13 protein-coding genes and 1 pseudogene are annotated in these 14,850 nt (G+C 70.1%); 12 read left to right on the top strand and 2 right to left on the bottom strand.

Annotated elements, in window-relative coordinates:
* Window positions 1–13 precede the first annotated feature (13 nt).
* The 5 genes from AACL56_RS22775 (at window position 14) to AACL56_RS22755 (ending at window position 3,617) form a co-directional block, all read left to right on the top strand.
* The gene (locus tag AACL56_RS22775) at window positions 14–652 is read left to right on the top strand and encodes an LpxA family transferase (protein ID WP_339092068.1); all 639 of its coding nucleotides are present in this window, start codon (window positions 14–16) and stop codon (window positions 650–652) included.
* Between the two features lie 96 nt (window positions 653–748).
* Window positions 749–1,780 carry an isocitrate/isopropylmalate dehydrogenase family protein gene (locus AACL56_RS22770; protein WP_339092067.1) on the top strand — a complete coding sequence of 344 codons (1,032 nt, stop codon included), beginning with the start codon at window positions 749–751 and terminating at the stop codon, window positions 1,778–1,780.
* Window positions 1,781–1,881: 101 nt separating this feature from the next.
* Window positions 1,882–2,571: a YceH family protein gene (locus AACL56_RS22765; protein ID WP_339092066.1), complete on the top strand. Its 690-nt coding sequence runs from the start codon at window positions 1,882–1,884 to the stop codon at window positions 2,569–2,571.
* A gap of 56 nt (window positions 2,572–2,627) precedes the next feature.
* Complete coding sequence (locus AACL56_RS22760; protein WP_339092065.1) at window positions 2,628–2,987, top strand: hypothetical protein; 360 nt, start codon at window positions 2,628–2,630, stop codon at window positions 2,985–2,987.
* A 123-nt stretch (window positions 2,988–3,110) separates the two neighbouring features.
* Window positions 3,111–3,617, top strand: a complete 507-nt coding sequence (locus AACL56_RS22755) for a hypothetical protein (RefSeq protein WP_339092064.1) — start codon at window positions 3,111–3,113, stop codon at window positions 3,615–3,617.
* On the opposite strand, the gene AACL56_RS22750 is transcribed toward AACL56_RS22755, so the two are convergent.
* Window positions 3,586–4,056 carry an Lrp/AsnC family transcriptional regulator gene (locus AACL56_RS22750; protein ID WP_339092063.1) on the bottom strand — a complete coding sequence of 157 codons (471 nt, stop codon included), beginning with the start codon at window positions 4,054–4,056 and terminating at the stop codon, window positions 3,586–3,588. The genes AACL56_RS22755 and AACL56_RS22750 overlap by 32 nt on opposite strands.
* A 100-nt stretch (window positions 4,057–4,156) precedes the next feature.
* Between AACL56_RS22750 and AACL56_RS22745 the strand changes: the two genes are divergently transcribed.
* The 4 genes and pseudogenes from AACL56_RS22745 to AACL56_RS22730 all read left to right on the top strand — a co-directional run bounded on the left by AACL56_RS22745 (window position 4,157) and on the right by AACL56_RS22730 (window position 9,644).
* Entirely contained in the window at window positions 4,157–5,344 is a 1,188-nt protein-coding gene (locus tag AACL56_RS22745) for a M20 aminoacylase family protein (RefSeq protein ID WP_339092062.1), read from the top strand.
* 5 nt (window positions 5,345–5,349) lie between these two features.
* Window positions 5,350–6,582 (top strand): annotated as a pseudogene (locus AACL56_RS22740) (diaminopropionate ammonia-lyase); the annotation flags it as partial.
* On the top strand, window positions 6,556–7,800 hold the full coding sequence (locus AACL56_RS22735) for a M20 family metallo-hydrolase (RefSeq protein ID WP_339092922.1): 1,245 nt from the start codon (window positions 6,556–6,558) through the stop codon (window positions 7,798–7,800). The pseudogene AACL56_RS22740 and the gene AACL56_RS22735, both read left to right, overlap by 27 nt.
* Window positions 7,801–7,844: 44 nt before the next feature.
* Window positions 7,845–9,644 carry an ATP-binding response regulator gene (locus AACL56_RS22730; protein ID WP_339092061.1) on the top strand — a complete coding sequence of 600 codons (1,800 nt, stop codon included), beginning with the start codon at window positions 7,845–7,847 and terminating at the stop codon, window positions 9,642–9,644.
* Between the two features lie 7 nt (window positions 9,645–9,651).
* On the opposite strand, the gene AACL56_RS22725 is transcribed toward AACL56_RS22730, so the two are convergent.
* Window positions 9,652–10,848 (bottom strand): patatin-like phospholipase family protein, encoded by a 1,197-nt coding sequence (locus tag AACL56_RS22725; protein WP_339092060.1) that lies wholly within the window; start codon window positions 10,846–10,848, stop codon window positions 9,652–9,654.
* A 101-nt stretch (window positions 10,849–10,949) separates the two neighbouring features.
* Between AACL56_RS22725 and apbC the strand changes: the two genes are divergently transcribed.
* The 3 genes from apbC to AACL56_RS22710 all read left to right on the top strand — a co-directional run bounded on the left by apbC (window position 10,950) and on the right by AACL56_RS22710 (window position 14,836).
* Window positions 10,950–12,041, top strand: a complete 1,092-nt coding sequence (gene apbC / locus AACL56_RS22720; RefSeq protein WP_339092059.1) for an iron-sulfur cluster carrier protein ApbC — start codon at window positions 10,950–10,952, stop codon at window positions 12,039–12,041.
* 12 nt (window positions 12,042–12,053) lie between these two features.
* Complete coding sequence (locus AACL56_RS22715; protein WP_339092058.1) at window positions 12,054–12,998, top strand: LysR substrate-binding domain-containing protein; 945 nt, start codon at window positions 12,054–12,056, stop codon at window positions 12,996–12,998.
* A 140-nt stretch (window positions 12,999–13,138) separates the two neighbouring features.
* On the top strand, window positions 13,139–14,836 hold the full coding sequence (locus AACL56_RS22710) for an OFA family MFS transporter (RefSeq protein WP_339092057.1): 1,698 nt from the start codon (window positions 13,139–13,141) through the stop codon (window positions 14,834–14,836).
* Window positions 14,837–14,850: the final 14 nt, after the last annotated feature.

Below are 14,850 nucleotides of genomic sequence, written 5' to 3'. Positions count from 1 at the left end.
CAGCATCGCCCTCATGCCGCATGCCATCGACCTCCGCGCCCATGTTGCCGGAATCTCCTCGTCGCCGCTCGCGCCGTGGGCCGCCTCGCTGCCATGGGAGCTGACGTCGCAGGCGCCGGAGATCGTGCGCGAGCTGCTCGCCGCGCTGCCGCCGGGCGAGTACGCCATCGACGGCGAAGTGGCCATCCACCGCAGCGCCCGCGTCGAGCCCGGGGCGGTGCTCAAGGGGCCGCTGATCCTCGGGCCCGGCTGTTTCGTCGCCGCCGGTGCTTACCTGCGCAGCGGCAACTGGGTGGATGCGCGCTGCAGCATCGGCCCCGGCGTGGAGCTGAAATCGTCCTTCGTGTTCGCGGGCACGGCGCTCGCGCACTTCAACTTCGTGGGCGATTCGGTGCTGGGCGCGGGCGTCAACATGGAGGCCGGCAGCATCGTCTGCAACCACCGCAACGAGCGCGCGGACAAGCGGATCTTCGTGCGCAGCGGGGAGGGGGGCGCCTTGCAATCCGCCAGCTGCGAGAAATTCGGCGCTTTGATGGGCGACGGCGTACGCATCGGTGCCAACGCGGTGATCGCGCCCGGCGCGCTGCTGGCGCCGGGCCGCGTCGTGGGCCGCACGGCGCTGCTCGACCAGGAGCTGCCCGGCCGCGAATGACGAGCCGGCGGCGGCAGTGACCCACGTGAGCGCAGGGTGTCTTGTGCGCGACGTATGCTCCAGCCCCCAACACACCACACCACGCGAGACCAGCCGATGACCACTTCCATTCCCGCAACCCTGATCCCCGGCGATGGCATCGGCCCGGAAATCGTCGACGCCACGCTGGCCGCGCTCGACGCGCTGAAAGCGCCCTTCGTGTGGGACCGCCAGATCGCCGGCCTCGGCGGCGTGGTGGCAGCTGGCGACCCGCTGCCCGTCGCCACGCTCGACAGCATCCGCCGCACCCGGCTGGCGCTGAAGGGCCCGCTGGAAACGCCTTCGGGTGGAGGCTACCGCTCGTCGAACGTGCGGCTGCGCGAGGAGTTCCAGCTGTACGCCAACCTGCGCCCCGCGCGCACCATCATTCCGGGCGGACGCTTCGACAAGATCGACCTGGTGGTCGTGCGCGAGAACCTCGAGGGCCTGTACATCGGCCACGAGCACTACGTGCCGATCGACGGCGACCCGCACGCCGTGGCGATGGCCACCGGCATCAACACCCGCCAGGGCAGCCGCCGCCTGCTGGAGTACGCCTTCCAGACCGCCGTGGCCACGGGCCGCAAGAAGGTCACCCTCGTGCACAAGGCCAACATCATGAAGGCGCTCACGGGCATCTTCCTCGAGACCGGCCTGGACCTCTACGAGAAGAAGTACAAGGGCCAGTTCGAGCTCGACACCGTCATCATCGACGCCTGCGCGATGAAGCTGGTGCTCAACCCCTGGCAGTTCGACATGCTGGTCACCACCAACCTGTTCGGCGACATCCTGTCCGACCTGGTGGCCGGCCTGGTCGGCGGCCTGGGCATGGCGCCGGGCGCCAACATCGGCGCCGACGCGGCGATCTTCGAGGCCGTGCACGGCTCCGCGCCCGACATCGCGGGCAAGGGCATCGCCAATCCCACCGCATTGCTGCTGGCTGCCGCGCTCATGCTCGACCACGTGAGGCTGCCCGAACTGGCCACGCGCCTGCGCACGGCCATCGACGAGACGCTGAACATCGACAAGGTGCGCACGGGCGACCTCGGCGGCACGGCGGGCACGCAGGCGTTCACCAAGGCGCTGGTCAGCCGCATCAACGGCGGCTGAGCGCAGCGGGCGCCCGAACGCCATCGATGGCCCCGGGCCATCGCCGAACACGTGTACGCTGCCGGGGCCATGCTCCGGTGGCGTTTCTTTTGTGAGCAGTCATGTCCTCGACGTCCCTTCCCGTCCTGTCCCTCCTCGAAACCCGCGTGCTCGGCGTGCTTGCCGAGAAGCAGCGCACCGTGCCGGACAGCTATCCGCTGACGCTCAACTCGCTGGTGTCGGGCTGCAACCAGAAGACCAGCCGCAACCCGGTGCTCGAGCTCACCGAGTCGCAGGTGCAGGCCACGGTCGACAGCCTGAAGGGCTACAGCCTCGTCGCCGAGACCAGCGGCGGGCGCGCCTTCCGCTACGAGCACAACATCGACCGCGTGCTGCGCATCCCTTCGCAGTCGGTCATCCTGCTCACGGTGCTCATGCTGCGCGGGCCGCAGACGGCCGGCGAGCTGCGCATTGCCTGCGACCGCATGCACAACTTCGCGGACATCTCGTCGGTCGAGGGCTTCCTGAACGAACTCGCCGAGCGGCCGGCCGGCGCGCTGGTGGCCAAGCTGGCCCGGTTGCCGGGCGCCCGGGAGAGCCGCTGGGCCCACCTGCTGAGCGGCACGCCGGCCGAAGAGGTCGCCGCGCCGGGCGCCGCATCGTCCGACGCCTTCCATGCGGCGAGCGACGTTTCGCTGGGCGAAGTGGCCGCGCTGAAGGCCAACGTGGCACGGCTCGAGGCCGAGGTGGCGTCGTTGAAGGCGCTGCTGGGTCGCGTGTGTTCGGAGCTCGGGATATCGGCGGAAGGCTGAACTCCCCGTTGCGGCCATTGCCAGCCGCACCCGCGCTGCGGTATCTTGCGCGGCACATGACGCACACCTGCCCGCGCTGCAACCGCCCCGGCATCGGCGCCCTCGCCAAGCGCTGGTCCAGCCGCGCTGCGCCGGCCGAGTGCACGGTCTGCGGCGGCCTGTCGCATGTGCTGGCCAGCACCGACAGCGGCATCTGGGCCGCGGGCGTCGTGATCCTGCTGGTGTCGCTGATCGGCGCGCTCGGGCTGCATTCGGCGCTCTTCTTCGCCAGCGGCCTGGTGCTGGCGGTGGCGCTGAACATCTGGGCCTGGAGGCGCGCGAAGATGTATCCGATCTCGGCCGAGGCCGCCTCGCTCGCCGGCAAGGTGCACTGGACGCTGGCCGGCATCTACGCTTTCCTGGCGCTGTTCCAGTAGCCGCCGCCGGGCATGCCGGCATGCGCGCGCCGGCATCTGTTCACACCATTTCACGCGGTCTTCACGCTCACCGCACATTGCGTCCCTAACGTCGGCCTCCTTTGCGAACACTTGGAGCCCTGCATGGACAACGGACACACCGCCGCGTGGCGGGACCACACGCCCTTCGACGACGTCACCCGCCGTGCGCTCGCGTGCCTTGCCGTGCTGGCCGGCATCGCGAGCCTGTACGCCTTCTTCTGGTGGGCCGCGTCGGCCACCGGCTTCTTCCTGTTCGACGGCTATCGCCACACCTGGCAAGGCCTTGGCACGGCGATCGCGTTCCGCGACCTGGGCACCGTGTACTACCTGTCGAGCTGGATCGCCTCGGTGTTCGGCGGTCTCTACGGCTGGGCCGCGCTCATCGGGTTCGCGGCCACGCACCGCCGCGGCTGGGACGCGGTGGCGCCGTGGGTCAAGACCGGCTGCGCCGTCGGCATCGCCGCCGGGCTGGCCTTCGAGCCCGGCCGGCTGCTGGCGCTCGCACCCATCGTCTGCGTGATGGCGCTGCTGCTGCGTTCGATGCTGATGCCGTGCGCGCAGGCGCGGGGCGCGGCGTTCAGCCCCCGGACACCGGCACGTCGAGGCTGAGCTTCACCGGGTCCATGGTGACCAGCGTGCGGAAGCGCCTGACGTTGTTGCTCTGGAAGAAGAGCTGCCGCGTCAGCGCCGTGTACTGCGCCATGTCGCGCACCACGAGGACCAGGATGAAGTCCCACTCGCCGGTCACGTAGTAGCACTGCTGCACCTGCGGGCAGGCCCTGAAGCTGCGTTTCATCGCATCGAGCAGCTCGATCTGCTCGCTCTCCGCTTCCACTTCGGCCACGATGGTCAGCGGATGGCCCAGCGCCGCGGGCGACAGCACCGCGCCGTAGCGCTGGATCACGCCTTCGTCGCGCATGCGTTTGAGGCGCCGGTTCACCGCCGCTGTCGAGAGGTGTACCCGTTCGCCGAGTTCGCTCTGCGGCACGCGGCTGTCGGCCTGGATCAGCTCCAGCAGGCGAAGGTCGAGGGCATCGAGAGGAGTCATGCAGCGAAGACGAAATAATGGCCATGTGCACGCAAAAACGTTGCGTCGAGGACGCGGATTTTGCGCACCTGTCCCGCGCCATTGTCAATAGCATCTCGCCATGCACCCGACCGATGCCACCCTGCGCGACACATTGACCCACTGGCGCCGCCAGCTGCACGCCATTCCCGAGACCGGCTTCGAGGAGGCGAAGACCTCTGCCTTCGTCGTGCGCGTGCTCAGGGCGCTCGGCCTCGAGGTGCACACCGGCATCGGCGGCACCGGCCTCGTGGCCAACCTCAAGGTGGGCGAAGGCACGGGCGTGATCGGCCTGCGCGCCGAGATGGACGCGCTGAACATCACCGAGCTGCCGGCCGATCGCCCCTACGCCTCCGCGACGCCCGGCAAGATGCACGCCTGCGGCCACGACGGCCACATGTCGATCGTGCTCGGTGCCGCGCGGCTGCTGCGCGAGCGGCAGGACTTCGACGGCACCGTGCGCTTCATCTTCCAGCCGGCCGAGGAGCATGGCCGCGGCGCGAAGGCGATGATGGACGACGGCCTGTTCGAACGCTTCCCGGTCGACGAGATCTACGGGCTGCACAACATGCCCGGCATGCGCGCGGGCACGTTCGCCACGCGCATCGGCGGCCTGATGGCGAGCGAGGACAACTTCGTGATCCATGTGAAGGGCCGCGGCACGCATGCCGCGCGGCCGCACATGGGCATCGACCCGATCGTGATCGGCGCACAGATCGTGCTGGCGCTGCAGACCGTGGTGTCGCGCACGCTCGACCCCGGCGCGCAGGCGGTGGTGTCGTGCACCGAGTTCATCACCGACGGCATCCGCAACGCGATCCCTTCGAACGTGGTCATCAAGGGCGACACGCGCAGCTACGACCCGGCCGTGCAGCGCATGCTGGGCGGGCGCATGCGCGAGATCAGCGAGGGCATCTGCCGCATGCACGGCGCGGGCTGCGAGTTCAGCTACACGCACGAGTTCGCGCCCACCGTGAACTGGGCCGAATGCGTGCCCACCGCGCTGGCGGCCGCCACGACGGTGGTGGGCGCCGGCAACGTCGATGCCGACGTGGCGCCGATGATGATCTCGGAGGACTTCGGCGCATTCCTCGAGGCCGTGCCCGGCGCCTTCGTGTTCCTCGGCAACGGCGCCGATGGCGAGCCCGGCGGAACGCCGCTGCACAACGGGAGCTACGACTTCAACGACGCGGTGCTCGACACGGGCGCGCGTTACTTCGCGGAAATCGTCCGACTGCGCCTGCCCCGGCGCACCGACCACGGGAACTGACGGGCATGCTGTTCACCAATCCACACGCGCAGCGGCGCGCCTATGACCCCTCGTTGAGCGAGGTGATGAACATCGCGCGCGGCCAGGAGAGCCGGCGCTGGCTCTCGGGCTGGAGCCGGCTGGCGCCGCACGCCACGCCCGCATGGCCGTTGCCCCGGCTGGCGGCGCGGCTCGGCGTGGCGCAGGTCGTGGTCAAGGACGAATCGAAGCGCTCCACGCTCGGCAGCTTCAAGGTGCTGGGCGCGCCGGTGGCGCTGCTGCGGCTGGTGCTGCGCCGCTGGCCGCAGCGCGGCTGGACGCCCGCAGACCTGCTCGCGGGCAGGCATGCGGACGCGTTGCGCGGCTTCGTGGTGGTCAGCGCCACCGACGGCAACCATGGCCGCGCGCTGGCGGCGGCCGCGCAGAGCATCGGCTGCCGCTGCGTGATCGTGCTGCATGCGCAGGTCAGCGAGGAGCGCGAGGCGCCCATCGCCGCACTGGGCGCGGAGATCGTGCGCATCCGCGGCAACTACGACGAGTCGGTGGCGGAGGCCGCGCGGCTGGCGCGGGCCAACGGCTGGGAGGTGGTGTCGGACACCTCGTACGAAGGCTACGAGGACGTGCCGCGCGACGTGATGCAGGGCTACGGCATCCTGGCCGACGAACTGCTCGAAAACTCGCCCGCGGGCGCGCCGTGTCCGTTCACGCACGTCATCGTGCAGGGAGGCGTGGGCGGGCTGGCCGCGGGCGTGGTCAGCCATTTCTGGGAGCGCTACGGCGCGGCGCGCCCCACGTTCATCGTGGTGGAGCCCGAGCAGGCCGACTGCCTGCTGCAGAGCGCGCGCAGCGGCCGGCCCGACCGGGCGACAGGCTCGGTCGATTCGGTGATGGCGGGACTGGCCTGCGGCGACACCTCGCCGCTCGCGTGGCGCTTCCTGCAGCCGGCCGTCGACGTGTTCATGACGGTGACCGACGCGCAGGCCGAGCACGCGGTGCGCACGCTGGCCGGCGGGGACGCCGGCGACGTGCCGGTGCTCAGCGGCGAATCGGGCGCGGCCGGGCTGGCGGCACTGCAGGCGCTCGCGGCCGACCCCGGGGCGCGGCATGCGGCCGGCCTCGGTGCCGAGGCGCGCGTGCTGCTCCTGAGCACCGAAGGCGCGACCGCGCCCGGCGTCTATCGGGCGATTGCAGGGCGCAGCGGTGAAGAGGTCGTTGCCGCGCAAGCCGAGTGGCTGCGGCGCGAAGGCATCGCCGGGCGCGACCTGATGGCGCGCATCGAAACCCACGCCGCCATCGGCGCGATCGAGGGCGGCGGCGTCTGCCGGATCGCGCTGACCGACGCCGACCGCCAGGGCCGCGACCAGCTGGTGCGGTGGATGAGGGAACTCGGCCTCGAGGTGCGTGTCGACCGCCTGGGCAACATCTTCGGCATCCGCGCCGGCACCACCGACGCTGCGCCCGTGATGACGGGCTCCCACATCGACACCGTGGCCACGGGCGGCCGCTACGACGGCAACTATGGCGTGATGGCCGGCCTGGAGGTGATCCGCTGGCTCGACGCGCGCCAGCGCCGCACGCTGCGCCCGATCGTGGTCGCGGCCTTCACCAACGAGGAGGGCGTGCGCTTCATGCCCGACATGATGGGTTCGCTGGTGCATGCCGGCGGCTACCCGCTCGACGCGGCGCTCGACACCACCGGCACCGACGGCGCGCGGCTGGGCGACGAACTCGCGCGCATCGGCTACGCCGGCGACATGGAATGCGGCAGCATCGTGCCGCATGCCTTCGTCGAACTGCACATCGAGCAGGGGCCGGTGCTCGAGGCGGAAGGCCTCGCCATCGGCGCGGTGCAGGACCTGCAGGGCATCTCGTGGCAGGAGCTGTCGATCGCCGGGCAGTCGAACCACGCCGGCACCACCCCGATGCGGATGCGGCACGACGCCGGCTACTGCGCCGCGGCCGTCGCGGTGTTCGTGCGCGAACTGGCGAAGCGCTACGGCGGCAGCCAGGTCGCGACCGTGGGGGCCATCGGGCTGCATCCCAACCTCATCAACGTGATCGCGGCGCGCGCCACGCTCACGGTCGACCTGCGCAACACGGACGAAGCGCTGCTGAAGCAGGCCGAGGCCGAGCTGGACGCCTTCCTGCGCGCGCTCGAACAGCAGGAAGGCGTGGCCATCGAGGCCCGCCGGCTGGCCCGCTTCGAGCCCGTGAAGTTCGACGAACGCCTGGTGCGCCGGATCGAGGCATCCGCCCACGCGCGCGGGCTGCCCGTCCGGCGCATGACCTCGGGCGCGGGGCACGACGCGCAGATGATGGCCCGCATCTGCCCGGCGGCCATGGTTTTCGTGCCGAGCGTGCGCGGCATCAGCCACAACCCGAAGGAACACACTGCGCCGGCGGACCTGTTGCAGGGCGCCAATGTGCTGCTCGACGTGCTGCTGGCGCTGGCGGACGAGCCCCCGCGGGGGCCATGACCAATGGCACTGTCGCCGCAGCGGGTCGCCGATAGCATCGGCGCATGACCCCGGCGGCAGGCGAACCCTTCATCCACAGCGATCTCGACCAGCGCGTGCTGCGCGAGCACGTGGCCTCGGTGTATGCCTCGCGGCGGGTCTCCATCAGCGCGCATCTGTGCTTCGCCTGGGCGCTGGGCGTCGCGTTCTACTGGCAGTACGGCACGCAGTGGGCGCTGTTCTGGCTGGCGCTGATCACGATGGTCGACCTGTACGCCCTGTTCACGCTGGGCTGGCACGCCGGCATCGCCGCGGCCGACAGCCGGCACTGGGCGCGCAAGTACACGCGGCTGGTCACCATGGTGAGCTGTGCCACGGCACCGGCGCCGATGTTCGTGATCTCGAACGACAACCTGCCCATCACCGCGCTGCTGGTGGTGGTCATCATGAGCAGCTGGACCCGTGCCATGCAGGCGCTGTGGCCGCTGAAGCCGGCGCTGTTCGGCTACGGGCTGCCCATGATGCTGGGCCTGATCGCGGCGCTGGCCTGGCAGCGCGATGCGCTGCACGTCTTTCTTGCGGCCTTCGGCGCGGCCCACCTGGGCCTGACCCTGCGCACCGGCATCAAGCAGAACCGCATCCTCACCGACGCGCTGATCCTGCGCTTCGAGCACGAGGCCCTCGCGGCACGGCTGGGCGAGCAGATCGCCGCCACCGAGCGCGCCAGCGCCGAGAAGACCCGCTTCCTGGGCACCGCCAGCCATGACCTGCGGCAGCCGCTGCACGCCATCGCGCTGTTCGGTGCGGCGCTGCGCAACGAGCTGAGCGACCGGCCCGAGGGCCGCAACGCCGAGCGGCTGATGCGCGCCGTCGATGCGCTGGGCATGTCGCTGGACACCATGCTCGACGTGTCGCGCCTCGATGCCGGCGTGGTCACGCCCGTCGTGCGTCCGGTGCAGCTCGACGCGCTGTTCCTGCGGATGAACTTCACCTTCGGGCCGTCGGCCGAGCAGAAGGCGCTGCAGCTGCGTGTGCGTGCGAGCCGCCTGTGGGTGCGCAGCGATCCCGAGCTGCTGCACCGCATGCTGTCGAACCTGGTCGACAACGCGCTGAAGTACACCGCGCGCGGCGGTGTCACGGTCATGGCGCGCGAGCGCGGCGACGCGGTGTGGATCGAGGTGCGCGACAGTGGCATGGGCATCGCGCCGGAACAGTCGGGCCGGATCTTCGAAGAGTTCTACCAAGTGGGGAATCCGGGGCGCGACCGCACGCGCGGGCTGGGCATCGGGCTGTCGATCGTGCAGCGGCTGTCGCGCCTGCTGGGCCATCCGGTGGAGCTGCATTCGCGCTTCGGCCGCGGCACGCATTTCCGCGTGGTGGTGCCGCGCGCCGAAGCGCCGCTGGGCGTGGCGGCGAGCGTGCCGAGCGAAGCGGCCTCGCAGTCGCCGCCCGCCGGCGTGCCGGCGGCCTTGCCGCGCCGGGTGCTGCTGGTCGACGACGAAGCCGACATCCGCGCCGCCATGGCGGGCCTGCTGCACTTCCATGCGATCGACGTGTGCACCGTGGCCGACGAAGCCGGCGCGGAGGAAGAACTGGCGCGCGCCGAGGCCGAGCGCCAGCCCTTCGACATGCTGCTGTGCGACTACCGGCTGGCCGACGGCGCGGACGGACTCGATGCCGGGCTGCGGCTGCAGCAGCGGCTCGACGGCCGGGTGCCGCTGCTGCTCGTGACCGGCGAGACGGCGCCGCACCGGCTGCAGCGCGTGCGCGAGTCGGGCGTGCCGGTGCTGTTCAAGCCGGTGGCGGCCGAGAAGCTGCTGCAGACGATGTCGTCGCTGGTGTCCGCGTGGCCCGCAGCCCGCTGAGGCGCGGTCAGGCCGGCGCCCAGCCGAAGAAGCGCAGCACCTCGTCGCGCTGCTTCATGGCGTCGGTGCGCCCGAGCGCCATCAGGTCGCGCGTGTAGGCCGCCTCGAACAGCAGGTAGCTGGCCAGCGCGCCGCCTTTCACGTCGGCCGCCACCTTCGAGCCGCCCAGCAGGTGCCGCACCGCGCCGGGCAGGGCGTCGACATGGCGCGCCGCGATCACGTCGAGCCGCTCCGACGGCGAGATCACCAGCAGGTCGAGCGGACGCAGCGAGCTCGACGCGCGCACCTCCTCGGGAATCAGCCCCAGCGTGTGGTTGATGCGGCGCAGGCGCTCGATGTCGACCGCGAGCGCGTCCAGGAAGATGCTCGACAGCGCATGGCCCGCGATCTGCGCCATGGTCGGGTAGCCGCTGTGGGTGTTGGGGGCGGCCGTGTCGCGCGGCTCGTGCATGCGGCCCGCGCCGATCACCAGGATGCGCTGCGCGCCCAGGTGGATGGCCGCGGCAATGGGCGCCGACTGCCGCATCGAGCCGTCGCCGAAGTATTCGGTGTGGCCCTGCATCGGCAGGGCGGTGGCCGGGAACACGAAGGGAATGGCCGACGAGGCCAGCAGGTGGTGGTGCGTGATGCGGTCGCGCACCGACAGCCGCTGCGAGCGCACCCAGGGCTCCATCGGCACGGCCGCCTCGAAGAAGGTCACGTGCTCGCCGGAGCTGTAGCTCGAGGCCGTCACGGCCAGCGCATGCACGTGGCCCTGTTCCATGAGCCTGGGCAGGCGGTCCAGCGGCACCATTCGCTGCAGCAGCTCGGCCAGCGGCCGGTTGTCGAGCAGCGACTTCGGCTTGATGCGCATCCAGTTCGCCGCGAAGCGCCCGAGGCCGAGCAGCATGCGCCAGCGCGCGCCGCTGCCGATGACGGACAGCGAATCGGCGCGGTACACCTGCTCGGCGCGGAACTGGCCCCACACCTCGGCGATGTGCGCCACCACGCGGTCGAAGTTGTCGCTGCCGCAGGCCAGCGCCGCTGCATTGATGGCGCCGGCGGAGGTGCCGGTGATCACGTGGAAGGGGTTGGCGGTGCCGGTGACCCTGGCGCCGGCGCTGCGCCGGATCTCGGCGATGGCCTGCAGCACGCCGACCTGGTAGGCGGCCCGTGCGCCGCCTCCGGTGAGCAGCAGTCCGGTGACGGGGCTTGTCTCTGTCATTCTCATTCTTGTTGGTTGGCGGGCTTGTCGGGCTATTGCGCAGCCATCGGATGCGGCCCTGGAGAGCCCCTTAGACTACCGGCCATTCAGGAGTTTGATCAATGGCACTCACCCCAGAAGGGCTCATGGACGCGCTCAAGGCCGTCACGGACCCCAACACCGGCAAGGAATTCGTGGCGAGCCGGTCGCTCAGGAACCTGCAGGTCGCCGAGGGTGACGTCTCGTTCGACCTCGAGCTCGGCTACCCCGCCCGCAGCCAGCACGCGGCCATCCGCAAGTCGCTGGTGGCGGCCGCCAAGGCGGTGCCCGGCGTGCAGAACGTGTCGGTCAACATCGTCACCAAGGTCATCAGCCACGCGGTGCAGCGCGGCGTGCAGCTGATGCCCAACGTGAAGAACATCATCGCGGTGGCCTCGGGCAAGGGCGGCGTGGGCAAGAGCACCACGGCCGCCAACCTCGCGCTGGCGCTGGCGTCGGAAGGCGCCACCGTGGGCCTGCTGGACGCCGACATCTACGGCCCGAGCCAGCCCATGATGATGGGCATCGAGGGCCGCCCCGACAGCGCCGACGGCAAGACCATGGAGCCGATGGAGCGCCACGGCGTGCAGGTGATGTCGATCGGCTTCCTGGTCGATGCCGACCAGGCCATGATCTGGCGCGGCCCGATGGCCACGCAGGCGCTGGAGCAGCTGCTGCGCCAGACCAACTGGAAGGACCTCGACTACCTGATCGTCGACATGCCACCGGGCACCGGCGACATCCAGCTCACGCTGAGCCAGCGCGTGCCGATGACGGGCGCGGTGATCGTCACCACGCCGCAGGACATCGCGCTGCTCGATGCGAAGAAGGGCATCAAGATGTTCGAGAAGGTCGGCGTGCCGATCCTGGGCATCGTGGAGAACATGGCGGTGCACATCTGCTCGAACTGCGGCCATGCCGAGCACATCTTCGGCGCCGACGGCGGCAGGAAGATGGCGGCCGAATACGGCATGGAATACCTCGGCGCGCTGCCGCTGGACATCAGGATCCGACTGCAGGCCGACAGCGGCGCACCCACCGTGGTGTCCGATCCCGAGGGCGACGTGGCCGGCATCTACAGGGAAGTGGCGCGCCGCGTGGCGGTGGGCATCGCCGAGAAGGCGAAGGACTTCTCCTCGAAGTTCCCGACCATCTCGATCAGCAAGAACACCTGAAGTGCGAGCGGAATGAACCTGCTCGCCTCGATGCGCTACCTGGTGGCGCTGAACGAGCACAAGCACTTCGGCCGCGCGGCTCAGGCCTGCCACATCACGCAGCCGGCGCTGTCGAACGCGCTGCGCGCGCTGGAGAGCGAATTCGGCGTGGTCATCGTGAAGCGGGCTCGCGTATACGTCGGCCTCACGCACGAGGGCGAGCGCGTGCTCGCCACCGCGCAGCGCATGCTGCGCGACAACGAGGTGCTGCTGCAGGAACTGCGCAGCGAGGAGGGCGACCCGCACGGGCGCCTGCGCATGGCGGCCGTGCCCACGGCCATCCCCATGCTCTCGCGCTTCGCCGCCATGCTGCAGGAACGGCATCCGGGCATCGTTCCGGCCGTGCTGTCGATGAGCTCGCAGGACCTCGAGATGGGGCTCGAGAGCCTGTCGATCGACCTCGCGCTGGGCTACACGGAGCGCATGCACCTGCCCGGCATCAAGCTCACGGCGTGGCCGCAGAGCATCGAGCACTACTTCCTGCTGCGGCGCGCGAAGAAGTCTTCGGCCGACCAGTTGCGCATCGGCAAGCCCATGACCTGGGCCGAGGCCGGCGCGCTGCCGCTGTGCCTGCTCACGCCCGACATGCACAACCGCGCCATCGTCGACCAGGCACTGCGCGAAGCCGGCGTGCCGGCGATGCCGGCCATCGAGACCAACTCGGTGCTCGCACTGGCGCTGGCCGTGAGCGTGGGCACCGTCAGCAGCGTGCTGCCCGGCGGCATGGTGGCCGCTGTGCGCAGCCACCGCGAATTGGAGGCGCTGCCGCTGGTGGCGCCCGAGGTGCGGACCCCCATCGGCTTCATGACGCAGGACGGCGTGCGCGCTTCGCGCGCGCTCGACGCCGCGCTGGCGTTCATGAGCACGCCCGAATGGCAGGCGCAGGTGCAGCAGCACAGCGGGACCCTCGGAGAGTGAAGCACCGCCCTGCCAAGGGCTCCATTTAGTTATTGAATCGGGTCATGCGTTGATCGAATTTGACGCGGCATGAAGCGCTCACTCACACTCCGCGGCCCGGATTCAGCAAAAAGTTACACATCCGGTATTCAAGGAGAAATATGGCAGGCTCATCTGCAGGCGTTCTCGAGGGAGATCGCATCAACGGAAGCGGATTGCAGCAGCAACCCGGCTTTCTCGACAAGGAACGCATCATCGCGGGCCCCGGCTTCAACCGCTGGCTGGTTCCCCCGGCCGCGCTGGCGATCCATCTTTGCATCGGCATGGCCTACGGCTTCTCGGTGTTCTGGCTGCCGCTGTCGAAGGCGCTCGGCACCGCCGGCACCGGCGCACAGGCGTGCGCCAAGGACATGAGCTTCTTCGCCGAGCTCTTCGCCACCAACTGCGACTGGCGCGTGGCCACGCTCGGCTGGATGTACACGCTGTTCTTCGTGTTCCTCGGCTGCTCGGCGGCCCTGTGGGGCGGCTGGCTCGAACGCGCCGGCCCGCGCAAGGCCGGCGTGGTGTCGGCGCTGTGCTGGTGCGGCGGCATGATGCTGTCGGCGCTGGGCATCCACCTGCACCAGTTCTGGCTGATGATCCTCGGCTCGGGCGTGATCGGCGGCATCGGCCTGGGGCTGGGCTACATCTCGCCGGTGAGCACGCTGATCAAGTGGTTCCCCGACCGCCGCGGCATGGCCACCGGCATGGCCATCATGGGCTTCGGCGGCGGCGCGATGATCGGCTCGCCGCTGGCCGTGGACCTCATGAAGCGCTTCAGCACGGCCACCGACGTCGGCGTGATGCAGACCTTCGTGGTCATGGCCATCGGCTACTTCGTGTTCATGATGGCCGGCGCGCTCGGCTACCGCGTGCCGCCCTCGGGCTGGAAGCCGGAAGGCTGGACGCCGCCGCCGGCGCAGGTCACCAACACCATGATCACGCAGCGCCACGTGCATGTGAAGAAGGTCTGGGGCATTCCGCAGTTCTGGCTGGTGTGGCTGGTGCTGTGCATGAACGTGAGCGCCGGCATCGGCGTGATCGGCATGGCTTCGCCGATGCTGCAGGAAGTGTTCGGCGGCGCGCTGATCGACCTGCCGGCCAGGTACGGCGAGCTCGACAAGGCGCAGCTCGCGGCCATCGCGGTGGTGGCGGGCGGCTTCACCGCGCTGCTGTCGCTGTTCAACATCGGCGGGCGCTTCGTGTGGGCCAGCCTGTCGGACAAGCTGGGCCGCAAGATGACCTACACGGTGTTCTTCGTGCTCGGCGCGGTGCTGTACGCGAGCATTCCGTCCTCGGCCGGCGCGGGCAGCAAGCTGCTGTTCGTGGGCGCGTGCTGCGTCATCGTGTCGATGTACGGCGGCGGCTTCGCCACCGTGCCGGCCTACCTGGCCGACCTGTTCGGCACGCAGTTCGTGGGCGCCATCCATGGCCGCCTGCTGACAGCATGGGCCACGGCCGGCATCCTGGGCCCGGTGGTGGTGAACTACATGCGCGAATACCAGCTGGGCCTGGGCCTGCCGCGCGAGCAGGTCTACAACCAGACCATGTACATCCTGGTGGGCATGCTGGTGATCGGCTTCATCGCCAACCTGCTGGTGCGCCCCGTGGCCGACAAGCACTTCATGACCGACGCCGAACTGGCCGTCGAGAAGAAGCTGGCGCACGAGAAGGCCTCGGCGGCCGAAGTGGGCAGCGGCTCGGGCCGCGCCGACACGGTGAGCCCGATGGTGGTGGTGCTGGCCTGGGTGGCGGTGGGCATCCCGCTGGCCTGGGGCGTCTACAAGACACTCGTGAGCGCGGCGAAGTTCTTCAACTGATCCGCCGGCAACCG

The sequence above is a fragment of the Variovorax paradoxus genome, from assembly GCF_902712855.1.
Classification (GTDB): Bacteria; Pseudomonadota; Gammaproteobacteria; order Burkholderiales; family Burkholderiaceae_C; genus Variovorax; species Variovorax paradoxus_Q.
This window is presented reverse-complemented; position numbering and strand designations above follow the sequence as displayed.

What these genes read in the sequence shown, in the direction of transcription:
- AACL56_RS22745 (WP_339092062.1), top strand. Translation starts at nt 4,157, where the DNA reads ATGCACCCGACCGATGCCACCCTGCGCGACACATTGACCCACTGGCGC.
- AACL56_RS22765 (WP_339092066.1), top strand. Translation starts at nt 1,882, where the DNA reads ATGTCCTCGACGTCCCTTCCCGTCCTGTCCCTCCTCGAAACCCGCGTG.
- AACL56_RS22725 (WP_339092060.1), bottom strand. Translation starts at nt 10,848, where the DNA reads ATGACAGAGACAAGCCCCGTCACCGGACTGCTGCTCACCGGAGGCGGC.
- AACL56_RS22770 (WP_339092067.1), top strand. Translation starts at nt 749, where the DNA reads ATGACCACTTCCATTCCCGCAACCCTGATCCCCGGCGATGGCATCGGC.
- AACL56_RS22775 (WP_339092068.1), top strand. Translation starts at nt 14, where the DNA reads ATGCCGCATGCCATCGACCTCCGCGCCCATGTTGCCGGAATCTCCTCG.
- AACL56_RS22715 (WP_339092058.1), top strand. Translation starts at nt 12,054, where the DNA reads ATGAACCTGCTCGCCTCGATGCGCTACCTGGTGGCGCTGAACGAGCAC.
- AACL56_RS22750 (WP_339092063.1), bottom strand. Translation starts at nt 4,056, where the DNA reads ATGACTCCTCTCGATGCCCTCGACCTTCGCCTGCTGGAGCTGATCCAG.
- AACL56_RS22755 (WP_339092064.1), top strand. Translation starts at nt 3,111, where the DNA reads ATGGACAACGGACACACCGCCGCGTGGCGGGACCACACGCCCTTCGAC.
- AACL56_RS22760 (WP_339092065.1), top strand. Translation starts at nt 2,628, where the DNA reads ATGACGCACACCTGCCCGCGCTGCAACCGCCCCGGCATCGGCGCCCTC.
- apbC (WP_339092059.1), top strand. Translation starts at nt 10,950, where the DNA reads ATGGCACTCACCCCAGAAGGGCTCATGGACGCGCTCAAGGCCGTCACG.
- AACL56_RS22710 (WP_339092057.1), top strand. Translation starts at nt 13,139, where the DNA reads ATGGCAGGCTCATCTGCAGGCGTTCTCGAGGGAGATCGCATCAACGGA.
- AACL56_RS22730 (WP_339092061.1), top strand. Translation starts at nt 7,845, where the DNA reads ATGACCCCGGCGGCAGGCGAACCCTTCATCCACAGCGATCTCGACCAG.